The sequence below is a fragment of the Ruegeria sp. SAZA006 genome, assembly GCF_059613465.1.
Genome location: NZ_JBXWSO010000016.1, coordinates 410,066 through 425,874, shown reverse-complemented (window position 1 = coordinate 425,874; position 15,809 = coordinate 410,066). Strand labels below are relative to the sequence as shown.

The 15,809-nt window shown below is 62.1% G+C and carries 15 protein-coding genes; 7 read left to right on the top strand and 8 right to left on the bottom strand.

Annotated features, from left to right (window positions below):
- Positions 1–86: 86 nt before the first annotated feature.
- Positions 87–1,610, top strand: a complete 1,524-nt coding sequence (locus tag AC2FNZ_RS17250) for a DUF2125 domain-containing protein (protein ID WP_496841377.1) — start codon at positions 87–89, stop codon at positions 1,608–1,610.
- Positions 1,611–1,688: 78 nt separating this feature from the next.
- On the opposite strand, the gene AC2FNZ_RS17245 is transcribed toward AC2FNZ_RS17250, so the two are convergent.
- Positions 1,689–2,522 (bottom strand): hypothetical protein, encoded by an 834-nt coding sequence (locus AC2FNZ_RS17245; RefSeq protein WP_496841376.1) that lies wholly within the window; start codon positions 2,520–2,522, stop codon positions 1,689–1,691.
- Positions 2,523–2,825: 303 nt separating this feature from the next.
- Between AC2FNZ_RS17245 and AC2FNZ_RS17240 the strand changes: the two genes are divergently transcribed.
- Genes AC2FNZ_RS17240 through lpxK form a run of 4 tightly spaced genes read left to right on the top strand, consistent with a single transcriptional unit; the run spans position 2,826 to position 7,176 of the window.
- A complete protein-coding gene (locus tag AC2FNZ_RS17240) occupies positions 2,826–4,172 on the top strand; it encodes a TldD/PmbA family protein (RefSeq protein ID WP_496841375.1) in 1,347 nt (448 codons plus the stop codon).
- Positions 4,159–4,959 (top strand): 3'(2'),5'-bisphosphate nucleotidase CysQ, encoded by an 801-nt coding sequence (locus tag AC2FNZ_RS17235; protein WP_496841374.1) that lies wholly within the window; start codon positions 4,159–4,161, stop codon positions 4,957–4,959. The genes AC2FNZ_RS17240 and AC2FNZ_RS17235 overlap by 14 nt, the downstream gene beginning before the upstream one ends.
- Positions 4,956–6,191, top strand: a complete 1,236-nt coding sequence (locus tag AC2FNZ_RS17230) for a 3-deoxy-D-manno-octulosonic acid transferase (protein WP_496841373.1) — start codon at positions 4,956–4,958, stop codon at positions 6,189–6,191. Before AC2FNZ_RS17235 ends, AC2FNZ_RS17230 begins: the two co-directional genes overlap by 4 nt.
- Entirely contained in the window at positions 6,178–7,176 is a 999-nt protein-coding gene (gene lpxK / locus AC2FNZ_RS17225; RefSeq protein WP_496841372.1) for a tetraacyldisaccharide 4'-kinase, read from the top strand. The genes AC2FNZ_RS17230 and lpxK overlap by 14 nt, the downstream gene beginning before the upstream one ends.
- On the opposite strand, the gene AC2FNZ_RS17220 is transcribed toward lpxK, so the two are convergent.
- From AC2FNZ_RS17220 to AC2FNZ_RS17210, 3 genes are read right to left on the bottom strand one after another with little or no spacing between them, the layout of a single operon-like run.
- On the bottom strand, positions 7,173–8,285 hold the full coding sequence (locus tag AC2FNZ_RS17220) for a CaiB/BaiF CoA transferase family protein (RefSeq protein ID WP_496841371.1): 1,113 nt from the start codon (positions 8,283–8,285) through the stop codon (positions 7,173–7,175). The genes lpxK and AC2FNZ_RS17220 overlap by 4 nt on opposite strands.
- On the bottom strand, positions 8,285–8,950 hold the full coding sequence (locus tag AC2FNZ_RS17215) for a DsbA family protein (protein ID WP_496841370.1): 666 nt from the start codon (positions 8,948–8,950) through the stop codon (positions 8,285–8,287). The genes AC2FNZ_RS17220 and AC2FNZ_RS17215 overlap by 1 nt, the downstream gene beginning before the upstream one ends.
- Before the next feature lie 2 nt (positions 8,951–8,952).
- A complete protein-coding gene (locus AC2FNZ_RS17210; RefSeq protein WP_170588588.1) occupies positions 8,953–9,471 on the bottom strand; it encodes a DUF721 domain-containing protein in 519 nt (172 codons plus the stop codon).
- Between the two features lie 81 nt (positions 9,472–9,552).
- Here AC2FNZ_RS17210 and mutY point away from each other — a divergent pair, with 81 nt between their 5' ends.
- Together mutY and AC2FNZ_RS17200 are read left to right on the top strand one after the other, a co-directional pair.
- Complete coding sequence (gene mutY, locus AC2FNZ_RS17205; protein ID WP_496841369.1) at positions 9,553–10,644, top strand: A/G-specific adenine glycosylase; 1,092 nt, start codon at positions 9,553–9,555, stop codon at positions 10,642–10,644.
- Positions 10,645–10,668: 24 nt separating this feature from the next.
- A complete protein-coding gene (locus tag AC2FNZ_RS17200; RefSeq protein WP_496841368.1) occupies positions 10,669–11,805 on the top strand; it encodes an alkane 1-monooxygenase in 1,137 nt (378 codons plus the stop codon).
- A gap of 6 nt (positions 11,806–11,811) precedes the next feature.
- Here the strand turns inward: AC2FNZ_RS17200 and AC2FNZ_RS17195 are convergent, their stop codons facing one another.
- The 4 genes from AC2FNZ_RS17195 to AC2FNZ_RS17180 form a co-directional block, all read right to left on the bottom strand.
- Positions 11,812–13,197, bottom strand: coding sequence for an adenylate/guanylate cyclase domain-containing protein (locus tag AC2FNZ_RS17195; protein WP_496841367.1), 1,386 nt, complete (start codon positions 13,195–13,197; stop codon positions 11,812–11,814).
- Positions 13,198–13,342: 145 nt separating this feature from the next.
- Complete coding sequence (locus AC2FNZ_RS17190; RefSeq protein ID WP_496841366.1) at positions 13,343–14,446, bottom strand: site-specific DNA-methyltransferase; 1,104 nt, start codon at positions 14,444–14,446, stop codon at positions 13,343–13,345.
- 106 nt (positions 14,447–14,552) lie between these two features.
- Entirely contained in the window at positions 14,553–15,170 is a 618-nt protein-coding gene (rnhB, locus tag AC2FNZ_RS17185) for a ribonuclease HII (protein WP_170420001.1), read from the bottom strand.
- Between the two features lie 111 nt (positions 15,171–15,281).
- Positions 15,282–15,746, bottom strand: coding sequence for a hypothetical protein (locus tag AC2FNZ_RS17180; protein ID WP_093964236.1), 465 nt, complete (start codon positions 15,744–15,746; stop codon positions 15,282–15,284).
- Between the last annotated feature and the right edge of the window lie 63 nt (positions 15,747–15,809).

Here is a 15,809-nt window from a genome sequence, read left to right as displayed (position 1 = left end):
CGGGGAAATCGTCCAGCCCTTGCCCCTTGACGGCAGCCGCGACAACCACGACCATGCGCGCAAATTTTACCGAGAAGGGTTCCCTTATGTCCGTTTTCTTCCGCCGCAGCTGCGGTGCCGCGCTGGCTTATGCCGTTGCAACCCAAGGCGCTTTTGCCGATCTGTCCGCCAACGATGTCTGGTCGGATTGGCAGGCCTACATGGGCAGCATGGGGTACACCATCACCGGCGAGCAGAACACCTCTGGCGAGGTCACCACCATCACGAACATGACCATGAAGATGGACTTTCCCGAGGGAGAAGGCTCGTTCGACATGGTCGTTCCGGAAATGACCCTGACGGAAAACGGCGACGGAACGGTCAGCATCGAATTCCCCGAAAGCTTTCCCATGACGGTATCCGGCCAGGCCGAGGAGGAAGAATTCTCGGTGGATATCCTGTACTCGCAGACAGGGTTGAAAATGCTGGTTTCGGGGTCGCCCGACGACATGACCTATGACTACTCTGCCAGCAAGCTGGCACTGGCGCTCGACAACATCATGGTCGATGGCGAAGCGATGCCCGACGACGCGCTGGATCTGGGTTTTGAGATGATCAACCTGGCCGGTGCATCCCGGATGCAGATCGGAGAGGGCCGCAAGGTCGACCAGAATTTCACCGCGGCAAACCTGACCTACGACCTGAATTTCCAAGACCCGGAAACGGGCGAAGATGCGCGCATCAACGGCAAGCTCGACCAGCTGGAGTTCGAAGGCAGGAACGTAATCCCCGAAGGCTTCAGCCTGGCGGACGTGGAAGGCGCATATGAGGCTGGTTTTGCCTTTGACGGGATCTTCACCTACGGCGCTGGCCAAACCAGCATCGCAGGCACCAGCGAAGGCGAGGCCTTCTCGATGGCCAGCAGTTCGGACGGTGGCCGCTTCGGTGCCAGTATCGACGCCGAGCGTCTGGCGTATGATGTCGAACAGAACAATGCAAAGCTCGAAGTAACCACGGCAGACCTGCCGTTTCCCATCGAGATTGCAATGGCGAAGGCCGGTCTGAAACTCGAGGCACCTATCCAGGCATCAGAAGAGGTCGAGCCGTTCGGCTTTGCGATGAATCTGACAGACTTCACCATGTCCGACATTCTGTGGAGCATGTTCGACCCCGCAGGCGCCTTGCCGCGCGATCCAGCCACGATCGCGTTGGATGCAACGGGCACCGCAAAGGTTCTCCTGAACTTCCTGGACCCGGAAGTTGCCGAAGCTTTGGAAAGCTCGGACGAAGTTCCGGCCGAACTGCATTCGCTCAAAGTCAATGAACTGCTGGTCTCGATGGTCGGCGCCAAGCTGACGGGCACCGGTGATTTCACCTTCGACAACTCGAACACCGAAGAGTTCGGCGGCGTTCCGGCGCCGGCGGGTGAGGCAAACCTCCAACTGGTAGGTGCCAATGCCCTGATCGACAAGCTGATCGGAATGGGGTTCATGTCCGAGAACGACGCCATGGGCGCGCGCATGATGATGGGGATGATGGCCGTTCCGGGTGACCAACCCGATACGCTGAACTCCAAGATCGAGTTCACCAAGGACGGCCAGATTTTGGCCAATGGTCAACGGATCAAGTAAGCTCGCTTGGCCTGGCCTTCGACCAAGGGCGCGGTGTTCCGCGCCCTTTTTCTTTGGTCCGATGCAATCTCGGGCTTTTCAGGTCTTCAAATCAAGTTCCTGCACCAAAGCCCGAGCCATCCGCCGTGTAACTTTGCGCCCATCAAAAAAGGCCTGATTGGGCAGGTCTTTTGCAATCGGCTTCATGTAGAAACGATAGAAGCCCTCGTAGAATTTGTAATTGGTTTCGCACAGAAAAAGTCGGCCTGTCTTTGCGCATGGTAAGATATCGTGCGCAAAGAAACCGACGCCGAGCGCCTTTTTTATCGCGCTCGCAATTTCCCCGATCTGATCAGTGTTCGGAACAACCAGCTTGGAATGGAAGTGGTTCAAGAGCTTGGCGTCGAGGGGTGTTCCACGAGTTCGAACGTTTGGCTGCGGCCCCGCTCTAACCCACGAAAACAGAACCTGTTCGCCCACCGCTTGCGCACGAATGCAGACGTGCCACATCTCACCTTCATACTCGTGACGACAATCGACATACTCGGTGTTGTAACGATCCGGGTCCAACTCCGCCGCATTCCCTACAAGCTGAATCGGAACATGAGCGTTTGAAACTTCGTTCGAGAACGCAGTTTCAAACGAAGACCCAGTCTCGATAAGCCGGGGCATTGGAACCCCTGCCGCTGTCAGAACCTTGTTCTGACGGATCTTGTGCCCGACGACGCGGCCATGTTCGACCGAGTGCAAAATCCTGTGGCCCAGTGCCTCGATTTCAGATTCCCGCGCACGCAGCCAGTCAACTTTTTCGTTCTGAACGACAAACAGCTCGTTGTAGTGAAGCAGAACGTAACTCTGCGGGTCGTCGATCGAACCGCGTGCCATCAATTCGGCGAAGGGCAAAACCTCGGAGGGAACGCCCAGCTTACCCATCACCCGAGTCAGGCGCACGATGATGTTGCGGGACCCTTTGCCCTTGGCAAGGACTCCGGGCTCGTCAAACTCAACCACAAGGAAGCGCGCCAAACCTCATACCTCAAATATCACTGCCGCCGGACGACCGGTCATTCTCTGCAGCCAGCTTACCCTGCAGCTGCGGCCCTTCCCAGCGGTAACCATTTCCGTGGGCCTCGATTTCCGAACGTGCCGTCGCCATCCGTGACGCATTGGATGCACCCAAGGGCTTGCGAGGCGGGTTGACCAAGGCTAGGTCCAATACAATCAATTGGAGGCAGCATGACCCGATCACCCGAAGCAATCAGCCACGAAATGCTGGACCTGGCCCGCAAGGCCGGAGCCGAAGCGGCCGACACGATCGTGATCGACGGATCCTCGGTCTCGGTCGAGGTGCGTGGCGGCGCATTGGAGCACGCCGAACGCGCCGAAAGCACCGACGTGGGGTTGCGTGTTTTCATCGGCAAGCAGCAGGCCATCGTGTCAGGCTCGGACAGTCGACCCGAAACGCTTGCCGCCATGGCCGAACGGGCCGTGGCCATGGCGCGCGAAGCGCCCGAGGATCCGTTCACTGGTCTGGCGGATCCGGAGCAACTGGCCAGCGGTTTTTCCGTCGACTCCTTGGAGCTTTTTGACCCCACGCCCGAACCTTCGGCAGACGCTCTGATGCAGGACGCGCTGACCGCCGAGGCTGCGGCACTGGCGGTGGAAGGCGTTACCCAGGTGTCTGATGCGGCGGCATCCTACGGTACTCACCGGGTTCATCTGTCCGCGACAAATGGGTTTTCCGGTGGCTATGCGCGCAGCAGCCGCTCGGTTTCATGCGTGGCGATCTCGGGCGAAGGCACCGGGATGGAACGCGACTATGACGGAGACAGCCGCAGCTTTCAGTCCGACCTGCGTAGCCCCGACGAGATCGGCCGGATCGCCGGCGAGCGTGCCGTGCAGCGAGTGGGTGCCCGGAAGCCGGAAACAGGGCGCTTCCCGGTATTGTTCGACGAGCGGATCTCGTCCTCTTTGATCGGGCATCTTCTGGCGGCCAGCAACGGCGCGGCGGTGGCCCGCGGTGCCTCCTGGCTCAAGGACAGCCTGGGCCAGCAGGTGCTGCCTGCACATCTGTCACTGGTCGAAGACCCCCATCGCCCCAGAATTGCGGGATCGCGCCCGTTTGATGCCGAAGGATTGCCGACCGCGCGCCGGATGATCGTCGAAAACGGCGTGCTGACCGGATGGACCCTGGATCTTTCAAGCGCGCGGAAACTGGGCATGAAATCCACCGGGAACGCCGCCCGTGGCGTGTCCGGCCCTCCATCTCCCAGCAACTGGAACCTGAGCCTGACCCAGGGTGAGTCCAGCCGCGACGACCTGCTTCGCGACATGGGAACGGGATTGCTGGTGACCTCGATGATAGGGTCCACCATCAACCCCAATACCGGCGATTACTCACGCGGTGCGTCGGGTTTCTGGGTCGAAAACGGAGAGATCTCGCACCCGATCAACGAATGCACGATTGCCGGAAACCTGCGGGACATGCTGATGCGGATCATCCCGGCCAATGACGCGCGCACCTATCTGTCCCGGGTTGTGCCTTCGCTTCTGATCGAAGGGATGACACTTGCCGGAAACTGACCTGTCCCTGCTGATCGACGCCGCACGCGAGGCCGGCCGGATTGCCGTCGCCTATGCAGGCCGCGAGATGCAGAGCTGGGACAAACCCAAGGGCGCCGGGCCTGTGACCGAGGCTGATCTGGCCGTAAACGCAATGCTGGAACAACGCCTGCCCAGTGCGCGGCCCGGATATGGCTGGCTGAGCGAGGAGACCGAGGACAATCAGGACCGATTGACCCGTGACCGAGTGTTCATCATCGACCCGATCGACGGCACCCGCAGCTTTGCCGAAGGGTCGCGGACCTGGGCGCATTCCTTGGCGGTCGCCGATCGCGGACAGGTCATCGCCGGCGTGATCTACCTGCCGATGCGCGACATGCTGTTTGCTGCCGCGCGGGGACAGGGGGCAACACTGAACGGTCAGTCGATCCGGGTGACCGCGGCGGCCACAGAGGCCGAAGCCGAGGTTCTGGCCGCAAAGCCGAACCTGAAACCGGATCATTGGCAGGGCGGCGTCGCGCCGATCTTCCGTCGGGCCTATCGCCCGTCGCTGGCCTACCGTATGGCGCTGGTCGCGCAGGGCAGGTTCGACGGGATGCTGACCTTGCGCCCAAGCTGGGAATGGGACATCGCGGCCGGGGACCTGATCCTGCGCGAAGCAGGCGGCACCTGTACTGACCGTACCGGGCGCCCGTTGCGATTCAACAACCCCAACCCACGGCTGAACGGTGTTGTTGGCGCCGGCTCCGAATTGCACGAGATTCTGATAGGGCGACTGGATCAGACAATGCAGGGGCATCGGGCATGAGCAAACCGCGATCCCTCAGCCTGGCGGCCTATCGCGCGTTGTCCTGGGGTGTTCCCAAGCCCACCGGACACAACACGCCGCCTCGCCCCGCGGGTGAGCTGCTGTGGATTCATGTTGCAAACGCACAGCGCCTGCGCGCGGTGAACGACTTTTGCAAGCGGCTGCAGCAGTCCCGGCCAGGGCTGTCGATTCTGTTGACCGTCCCGCCTGACGCTGACCTGACACGCTGGGCGGATTGCGACATGGAACTGGTTCCGTTGCCTGACGAACAAACCGGCGCGGCGCGTGGATTCCTGGAGCACTGGCAGCCTGACATGGGGCTGTGGGTCGGCGGCGGCCTGATGCCCAACGTGATCACCCGCGCGGCCGAACGCGGTATACCCATGGTCCTGCTTGAGGGCGAGAACGACGTTCGTGTTGCCTTTGTCGGGAAATGGCTGCCGGACATCAACCGCTATACCTTTGACTGCTTTCGCGCGATCCACGTCACGTCCGAGGATGCAGCCCGGCAAATCCGACGTCTGGGCGTCCCGGCTTCGAAGGTGGCACTGTTTCCGCCGCTCAGTATCAGCCCCACCCTTGGCCCCTGGCCCGAGGACGAGCTGATCGAGACAAACCATGCGTTTGCAGGGCGGCCGGTCTGGCTGGCGGCGTGGGTCGACGCCAAGGAATTCATCTCGGTGCTCAGCGCACATCGGCAGGCCATGCGGATGCTGCCGAGGCTGGCCCTGATCCTGCATGTCGCGGACATGTCCGAGGCGGCGCCCCTGCGCAAAAGGCTGGAAACGATGGACCTGCGCTGCGCCAACTGGGAAGATGGGGACATGATCGAAGACATGACCCAGGTCATCCTTGCGTCGGACCCCGAGGCCCTTGGCCTGTGGTATCGCGTCTCTCCGGTGACGTTCATGGGCAGCACGCTCGAGCCGGGAATAGGCGGGCATGACCCGATCGCGGCCGCAGCCCTGGGCTCGGCCTTGATCCATGGACCGGACGTGAGCGGCCACAAGGCCCTGTATGACGCGCTTGATGGTGTAGGAGCCGCTCGGGAAATTCGCACCGCCACCGAATTGGGCGACGCTGTCGTTGAACTGCTGGCACCGGACCTGGCCGCGAACATGGCCCTTGCCGGTTGGCAACTGGTGACCGAGAGCGCGCCCCAGGTGGATACTCTGATCGACATGGTACAGGAACATCTGGACCAGCACGGAGCGGAACATGAAGGCGCCTGAATTCTGGAACAACGCGCCGGATCACCCCGGCCTGCGCGCAAGGCTGCTGGCGCCGCTGGGCCGCGTCTATGCGCGGGCAACGGCCCGGCGGGTGGCGTCGGGGCCCGGGGTTGATCCGGGTGTACCCGTGATCTGCGTCGGCAACCTGAATGCCGGAGGCACTGGCAAAACGCCGACGGCAATATGGGTTCTGGAACAGTTGCGTGACGCGTATCACACGCCGCACGTGGTCACCCGCGGCCACGGCGGATCGCTCGAAGGGCCGGTTCGGGTGGACCCGGTCCGACACACGGCGGCGCAGGTTGGTGACGAGCCCTTGCTGCTGGCGGCCTTCGCCGAGGTCTGGGTCGCCAAGGACCGTGCCGCCGGCGCCCGCGCCGCCGCCGAGACCGGCGCCACCGTGATCGTGCTGGACGACGGGTTCCAGAACCCGTCGGTGGCCAAGACATTCTCGATCGTCGTTGTGGACGCGGCCCGCGGCTTTGGCAACGGCCTGTGCCTGCCGGCCGGACCGCTGCGCGAACCGGTCGATGTGGGGCTGCAACGGGCCGATCTGGCGCTGTCGCTGGGTGACTTGGCCGCGCAGGAACAGTTCGCGCAGCAATGGAGCGACAAGCTGGGCGTTCCGCACGCCACCGGTCAGGTCACGGCACTGCAAACCGGGATGGACTGGAGCGAAACTCCGGTTCTGGCCTTTGCCGGTATCGGCCACCCCGAGAAGTTCTTTCAGACATTGCGCCAACAGGGCGCGCGGCTGCTGCGGGCCGAGGCTCTGGACGATCACCAGCCGCTGACGCCGGCCCTGATGACCCGGCTGGAAAACGAGGCGCGGCTGCTGGGAGTGCAGATGGTAACCACCGAGAAAGACGCCGTTCGCCTGCCGCCCGCCTTCCGCAGCAAGGTCATCACCCTACCGGTGCGCCTGCAGGTGGATCAGGCCGACGACGTGCGGCAACGTCTGCTGACGGCCGCGCCGCCGCCCTAGTCGTCTTCGCCCAGTTTCGGGGCGGGGCGCGACAGGTTCAGATCGGCATCCGAAAAGACAAACGGCGCGCGAATCCCCGGCACCCCGTCCAGTGCGATCTGCATGCCGCGCGCGATCACTTGCGGATCGGCCATGACCTCGTCCAGCGTATTGATCGGCCCGGCGGGGATGCCTTGTGCCTCGCAGGCGGCCAGCAGGTCGGCTTTGGCCCATGTCGCCGTAGCGCCGTTCAGCCGTGCAATCAGGGTTCGGCGATTGGCCAGCCGGTCCTTGTTATGCAGATATTCGGGCGCCTCGGCCATGTCGGGCAGGTTCAACACCTGGCACAGGCGCTGATATTGCCGGTCATTGCCGGTGGCGATGATAATGTGCCCGTCGGCACAATCGAACACCTGATAGGGCGCCAGGTTCACATGCGCATTGCCCATGCGCTGCGGCACCTCGCCGGTCGTCAGATAGTTCAGCGCCTGGTTTGCCGTGACCGCCACGGCCACGTCCAGCAGGGCCATGTCCACATGCTGCCCGCGCCCGGTGCGCTGGCGTTGGTGCAAGGCGGCCAGAACTCCGGCGACCGCATAGATTCCGGTGAATACGTCGGTGATCGCCACGCCTGCCTTCTGGGGCTGGCCGTCGGGCTCTCCGGTCACGGACATCAGACCCGACATGCCCTGGATGATGAAATCATAGCCAGCCCGATGCGCATAAGGCCCGGTCTGCCCGAACCCGGTGATCGAGCAATAGACGAGGCGCGGGTTCAACTGGCTGAGGCTGTCATAGTCCAGCCCGTATTTCTTCAGCCCGCCGACCTTGAAATTCTCGATCACCACATCGACGTCAGCTACCAGCGCGCGCACCTTCTCCTGCCCTTCGGGGGTCGAGAAATCGGCGATCACCGACGCCTTGCCGCGATTGGTCGAATGGTAATAGGCCGCCGAGACATCCTGATCGCGGGTCACGAAGGGCGGACCCCAGGCGCGGGTGTCATCACCGGCCGGGGATTCCACCTTGATGACCTCGGCGCCCAGATCGGCAAAGGTCTGGCCGGCCCAGGGGCCAGCCAGAATGCGCGCCAGTTCGACAACCTTGAGACCGGCCAGAGGCCCGGTCATCAGTTGCCCAGTTCCTTTTCGATCAGCGCCTTGAACTCGTCATAGGACTGGTTGTCGACCTTCTTGCCGTTGACGACAAAGGACGGGGTGGCCTGGATACCGTCTTGCTCGGCGTTTTTCTGGTACCAGGCGACGAGGGTCTGCGCCTTGGTGCCGTCCTGCAGGCAGGCTTCCAGCTGATCGTTGCTCAGCCCGGCCAGACGGCCGATTTTGCGCAGTTCTTCCACGATCTCGGCCGGGCCGCCGGCGCGAGTCCATTCGGACTGGCCCTGATAGATCAGGTCGGTGATGCCAAAGAACTTCTCAGGGCCACCGCAGCGCGCCACCATCGACGCCCAGATGCCGTAGCGGTCGAAATAGACCTCGCGGTAGATGAACTTGACCTTGCCGGTGTCGATGTAATCCTTCTTGAGCTGCTTGTACGGCCCCTGATGGAAATTCGCGCAATGCGGGCAGGTATAGGACGCGTATTCGATGATTTCGACCGGTGCATCCTCGGCCCCCTGAACCATCTCGACGATGCTCGAGGTGTCCAGATCGGCGTTTTGCGCTTCGGCGCTGCCGACCAGTTGTGGCAAAGGCACGGTGCTTGGCGATTGGGTCAGCCAATAGCCGCCTGCGGCCACGGCGATGACCGCACAAATTGCGGTTGCGATACGGCTCATATTCAGCCCTTTCTCAGCGATTTTTGTTTGGATAGAACGTTCCGGCCCAGTCGTTCAAGGGCGGCACGCAAGTCTTGGTCATGAACCTCGCGCGTCACTTTGTCCGCCTCGGCAACGACTTCCGGTGCGATGGTGAGTTTCGCCTGTTTCGGACGGTGTTCGAAACTGGCCTGCCCCTCGGCAAATCCGGTCGGAGCGGTCTGGGTGATGCGGATGCGGCTGATGGCACTGTAGCCATAGACGGCATTTACCTTGTCGCGCAGACGGTCCTTCTGCATCTCAAGCATCGGGGCCTGCGGTCCGGTGGTCAGCACGGTCAATGTGGCGCCGAACCCACCCTTGCCATAGCCCACCTTGACCGGTCGGGCGATGGCGGCGATGTCGGGGCCCACGATATCGGCCCAATGGGTCAACAGGCGCGACACGGCAAAGCCGCGGCTTTCGCCGGCTTTACGGATCCGATCGCTCAGCAAGGACGCGGTGCGTTTGAACCCGCGAGTGGTGGACCGTCTTGGTTGCATCTGGTTTCCAGCTCCTGCGCCGCTATTGTAATGGGCGTGCATCCGGGCGCCAGCGAAACCCGACAGAGAAATGGATAAAACTTGCGTGACACCGCCACCTTCGACCTGAGCCGCGGCCTGCTTGCCTGGTACGACCGTCATGCCCGCGACCTGCCGTGGCGGGTCAACCCCGCCGACAGGGCGGCAGGCGTGCAGCCCGACCCCTATCGCGTGTGGCTGTCCGAGGTGATGTTGCAGCAGACCACGGTGGCCGCCGTGCGGGAGTATTTCCTGCGCTTCACCTCGCGCTGGCCGAATGTCCGCGCGCTGGCCGGCGCACCCGATGACCAGGTGATGGCGGAATGGGCCGGGCTGGGCTACTACGCACGCGCGCGCAACCTGCTGAAATGCGCCCGCGCCGTGGTGGACCAGTACGACGGGCGCTTTCCAGACAGCCATGATGCGCTGCTGAAGCTGCCCGGCATCGGCCCCTACACCGCCGCCGCCATCGCGGCCATCGCCTTTGACCGGCCCGAAACCGTGCTGGACGGGAATGTCGAGCGGGTCATGGCCCGGCTGCATGACATCCACGACCCGCTGCCGAAATCGAAACCTCTTCTGAAGGCGAAGGCCGCCGCGCTGACCCCGGACGAACGCCCCGGCGACTATGCCCAGGCGGTGATGGATCTGGGGGCCACGATCTGTACGCCGAAGTCTCCGGCCTGTGGCATCTGCCCGCTGCGAGACCCATGCCAGGCCCGCGCTGCCGGAACACAGACGGACCTGCCGCGCAAAACACCCAAAGCGCCGAAGCCAACCCGGCTTGGCCACGTCTACATCGCACAGCGCGCCGATGGCGCAATCCTGTTGGAGCGCCGCCCGGAAACTGGGCTGTTGGGCGGGATGCTGGGCTTTCCGGGCTCGGACTGGGCCGAGGACGCGGCCGAGGCGCCGCCCTTTCCTGCCGATTGGGCCCTGCTCCCCGCCGAAGTGCGACACACCTTTACCCATTTCCACCTGATCCTGCGCGTCTGGACCGCCGCCGTACCCGCAGAGGTGGACCCTGTGGGGTTGGTGGTGATGCCCAAACATGCCTTTCGCCCCGGCGACCTTCCGACCGTGATGCGCAAGGCGCATGATCTGTGGCGCGGCAGTTCTGCATCTGGGAAAATGGATCGGGCAGGATTATCCTGACGGCAGATTTTCGGAGCCTGAACCATGATCTCGACTGATACCCTGTCGCGCTGGCAGACAGCCCTTCCTTTCTGGGTTTCGTTCCTATTGATCCCGATCCTTTGGTTCACCGCTTTCGCCGGCGGCTGGTGGGTATTGCTGGTGCCGCTGTCCACCTGGTGGTTGTTTGCAGCGCTGGACGGCCTGACCGGCCTGAACCTTGAAAACGCCGACCCCGAAACGCCCGAGGACGCGCTGCGTTGGTACGTCCTGCTGACCAAGGCCTGGGTTCCCGTCCAGTTTCTTACGCTCTATGGCCTGATCTGGTACGCCACCCGCGCCGAACACCTGTCATCGCTGGAAAAGATCGGGCTGTTCTTCGGGATGGGCGTGATCTCGGGTACGATCGGCATCAACTACAGCCACGAGCTGATGCACCAGAAGGGCCGGCTGGAACGGTGGCTGGGCGACATCCTGCTGGCGATGGTTCTGTATTCCCATTTCCGGTCCGAACACCTGCTGGTGCATCACCGCTATGTCGGCACCCCACGCGACCCGGTGACCGCGCGCTACAACGAAGGGTTCCACCGCTTCTACCCGCGCGTCCTGCGCCAGTGCCTGGTGTCCGCGTTTCAGGCCGAGAAGGCCAAGCTGGCGCGCAAGGGGCTGAGCTGGACGGACCGGGCGAACCCGTTCTGGCGGTACTGGGCGCTGCAGGGGCTGATGCTGGCGCTGGCGCTGCTGCTCGGCGGATGGGCGGGGCTGGGGCTGTTCCTGGTTCAGGCCGGCACCGCGATCTGGCAGCTGGAACTGGTCAACTATGTCGAACATTACGGGCTGACGCGCAAATACCTAGGCGACGGTAAATACGAACATGTCCGGCCGCGCCATTCGTGGAACGCCGCACACAAGGCCTCGAACTGGTTGCTGATCAATCTGCAACGCCACTCGGACCATCATTACAAACCCAACCGGAGGTTTCCGCTGCTGCAGAACCACCCTGCCGAGGCGGCTCCGCAACTGCCCTATGGCTATCCGGTGATGACAATCGCGGCGATGGTCCCGCCGCTGTGGCGGCGTGTGATGAACCCACGGGTGCGGACTTGGCGGCGACAGTACTACCCCGAGATTACGGACTGGAAGCCGTACAACAAAGCAATGCTTCCGATGCCACGGTCCTGAGAGCGGTCAACGCAGCGCCCAGATATCAACCGGCCGCTCCACGCCGCCAACCGCCTGTGCATCGTGGCGCTGGAACCCATCCATCAGATCGGCAGCCGTTGACGCTTCGCTTAGGGCCTTTTCGCGCAGCGCGTCGCTGATGACGATCCGCGCACCCATCTTTCGCGTCATTGCTTCAAGCTTGGCAGCCAGATTGACCGCGTCTCCGATCACCGCGAATTCCAGCCGGTTGGCCCCGATATCACCCAGAACGACCGGACCGTAGTGAACACCGATGCCAACCTGAATCTCCTGCTCGCCCGCCCGTCGGCGTTCCAGATTCCAACGGTCGATGATGTCTGCCATTGAACGTGCGCAGGACAGGGCATTGACCGCGTCCAGCGGGGTTGGAACTGGCGTGCCGAACGTGGCCATCAGCCCGTCGCCCAGATACTTGTCCAAGGTGCCGTGGTGATGGAAAACCTCGGCCTCCATTCGCGCATGGAAGCCCCGCAGCACCTCGATCACCTCATACGGGTCGCGGCCGGCAGCGAATTTCGTGAAGCCCACGATGTCGATGAACAGAACGGCGATGTTTTCCTTGCGCACCTGCTTGAGCGGTTCGTCGTTCTGGCTCAGTTCCTCGACCACGTTGGGCGAGAAGTATCGCGACAGGTTGGCGCGTTCCCGTTCCAGCCCGGCGTTTGAGATCAACAGGCGATTGAGCCGCCGCATCGACACGCCCAGCGTGACCGCGACCATCATGAACACGATCACCTCTTGCACGCGCATCGGAACCATAAAGCTGTTGGGGTCCAGCAGTTCGGCCACGGCCGGATAGCCCTGCAACGCGGCCGCAACCTTTTCGCTGAGCCCGGGGATGGGCGTGGCCACCCACCAGGCAAAGATCCAGCCCACCGTCCACATCAAGGCCGTCCAACTGCCCATGGCGATCACCGTCCGCCAGGAATAGGCCAGCGTACCCGCGGCCAAGATGATGAAGAAATACTGGAAATTGTCGAACCGGTACTGCATCGCCAGCGGGCGCACATCGTCACTGAACGGGTTGGGAACGACCATGCCCAGCGTCATGATCAGCAGATCGGCGAATATCAGCAGAAGCTCGATCCGAGATTGGCCCACCCGGCCCGCGCGACGGATCAGCCAGCCGTTGGCACAGATCAGCAGCAGGATGAAATGGTACCACATCACATCCCAGTTCGGGTTCAGAAACACCAGCAGGACACCGGTCAACGCCATGGCGATCCAGCGGGCGCGGACGGCCAGTTCCAGCCCTTCGCGCTTGTGCCGTTCCAGCGCGGCTTCGGTGTATTTGTTGTCCAAATTGAATTTGTCCGGCGTGGTCACGAAAAACCGCTGAAGCCGGGATTGGCTGGCCGTGGTATCAGACATTTCTGATGCTCCCTCGCTATGTAGCGGGATATGGGGTCGCACCATCCAAACATCACGGGGCCAAAAACAAAAGACCCCGCCGGGTTCGGCGGGGCAAGGCTTGGTACCATGTGTCAGGCCACAGGCACCGGCGGTATTGGTGTGATCAGTTGTGCAGTTCGGCCCGGATCTGCTGGCGCAGCACGTCGATCGGAACGGTTTTTCCGTCGCGCTTGAAGCACCAGTATGTCCAGCCATTGCAGGACGGCGCGTTTTCCAGATGCGCGCCCACCTGATGGATCGAGCCCTTGATATTGTCGCCCACCAGCGTGCCGTCGGCCCGTACCTTGGCCTTGTGCCGCTGGTTCATCGAATACAGCTCTTCGCCCGGGCGCAACATGCCGCGTTCGACCAGCTGGCCGAAAGGCACGCGCGGCTCGGCGCGTTTGCTGGCGCTGACCTCGAGCGCGTCACGGTCGAACTTGCGCACCTTGGCGATGCGCTTTTCGGCCACCTTGCGATAGCTGTCCTCACGCTCGATCCCGATGAACTCGCGGCCCAGCATCTTGGCCACCGCGCCGGTGGTTCCGGTGCCGAAGAACGGGTCAAGCACCACGTCACCCGGGTTGGTCGAACCAACCAGAACCCTGTGCAACAGCGACTCGGGCTTTTGCGTTGGGTGCGCCTTGTCACCATTTTCGTCCTTTAGACGCTCGTGGCCCGTGCAGATCGGCAGCACCCAGTCGCTGCGCATCTGCACGCCTTCATTCAAGGCCTTCAGCGCCTCATAGTTGAAGGTGTATTTCGCGCCTTCCCGCTTGCTGGCCCAGATCATCGTTTCATGCGCGTTGGTGAACCGCTTGCCCCGGAAATTCGGCATCGGGTTCGATTTGCGCCAGATCACGTCGTTGAGAATCCAATAGCCCGCATCCTGCAGGGCCGAGCCCACGCGGAAGATGTTGTGATACGAGCCGATCACCCAGATCGCCCCATTGGGCTTGAGCAGGCGATGCGCGGCCTTCAGCCACGCGCGGGTAAACTGGTCATAGGCGGCAAAGCTCGAGAACTGGTCCCAATGATCATCGACCGCATCCACCTGGCTGTTGTCCGGGCGATGCAACTGTCCTTTCAGCTGCAAATTATACGGCGGATCCGCAAAAATCAGGTCGACTGACGCCTCGGGCAGACTGTTCATCACCTCGATGCAGTCGCCAGATAGAATCGTGTTTAAAGGGAGCGCGGATGCGCCCTTTGTCTTGGTAGTTGTCATGTCTCTGCCTCAAGTTCCACGGCGCTTTTGCGCTCATTTGGTTGAGACTAGGATGAGTCAAACTGGATTCGCCGTCAAATTCTTTTTTGAATCAGAGGGTTACGATTTACTCTTGATACAAGATATTGTGGACGGGCTTGAATGAACGTCTATGGTGTGGGGTTACCCCAAGATTTTGCAGCGCCTCGCGGTGTTGTTTGGACGGATAGCCCGCATTGGTTTCCCAGCCGTAGCCCGGATGCTGTTGCGCCAAATCCACCATCAGTTGATCGCGCCAATTCTTTGCAAGGATCGACGCCGCCGCAATCGAGACTGACTTTGCATCCCCTTTGACCACAGCCTGCGCCGGCAAGGTCAGCCCTTTGGGGATCAGATTGCCATCGATCAACAGATAGTCCGGCGCAGGATGCAGGGCGGCGACGGCGCGCTCCATCGCAAGATGAGAAGCATACAAGATATTGAGGTCATCAATTTCCTCAACCGACGCCTCGGCAATGGCAAACTCGGCCCGGGCACGCAGATCTTCTTCAAGGGCGAGCCGCCTGCGCGCCGTCAGCTTCTTGGAGTCATTCAAACCGTCGGGAATGTCTTGCGGATTCAGAATGACCGCAGCCGCCACGACCGGACCGGCCAACGGGCCGCGGCCCACCTCATCTACGCCGGCTATTCTGGGGCAGCCTTGCGCAATCAGCGCCTGTTCCAATTCAAACGTCGGAGTCGTCATCCCCTCGGCAAACCGTTTTTTGGCCCGAACCGCAACAAAAAAGAAGGAGGCGACCCAGGTCGCCCCCTTCCCGCACAGCGCTTCTGCGGCGCTGCTCCTGCTCGAAACCGATTACTGGTAAACCACGCGGTATCCTTTCTGGCGCAGGCAGGCGGGTTCGTAGGCCCGCTTCACCTTCTTGCCGTCCCAGAACCCCACTTTGCACTGTTGTGGCAGGCTATTGGCATGTTTGTAGTGTTTCTCGAGGCAATTCGGTCCCAGCAAAGGACGTTTCTTCGAATAGCCGTTGTAGGTCTTCAGGCAACGCTGCGGCAGGTCATAGCGGGCGACACGCCGGGGCAGCGGGCGGATATGATCGGGCCGAACGTTTTGCGGCTGGTGGACATAGTTGTTCTGCCGGGTGACACGCTCTTTGCGCTTTTCCTTGTTATAGTGATTGACGGCCGCGCCGATGATGGCAATGGCCGCCAACCCGCCCAGAATGTCATGGGCGTCGGCCGCCTTGGCCTGGGATGCGGAAACGCCGGTGATGGCGACTGCGGTGGCGACGACGAGGGCGATGAACTTCCGGTGCATGACAAGTGTCCTTTCAAAACTGGACGCGGCGCCACTGGCTGACCGCGAAACTGATGCAACAGC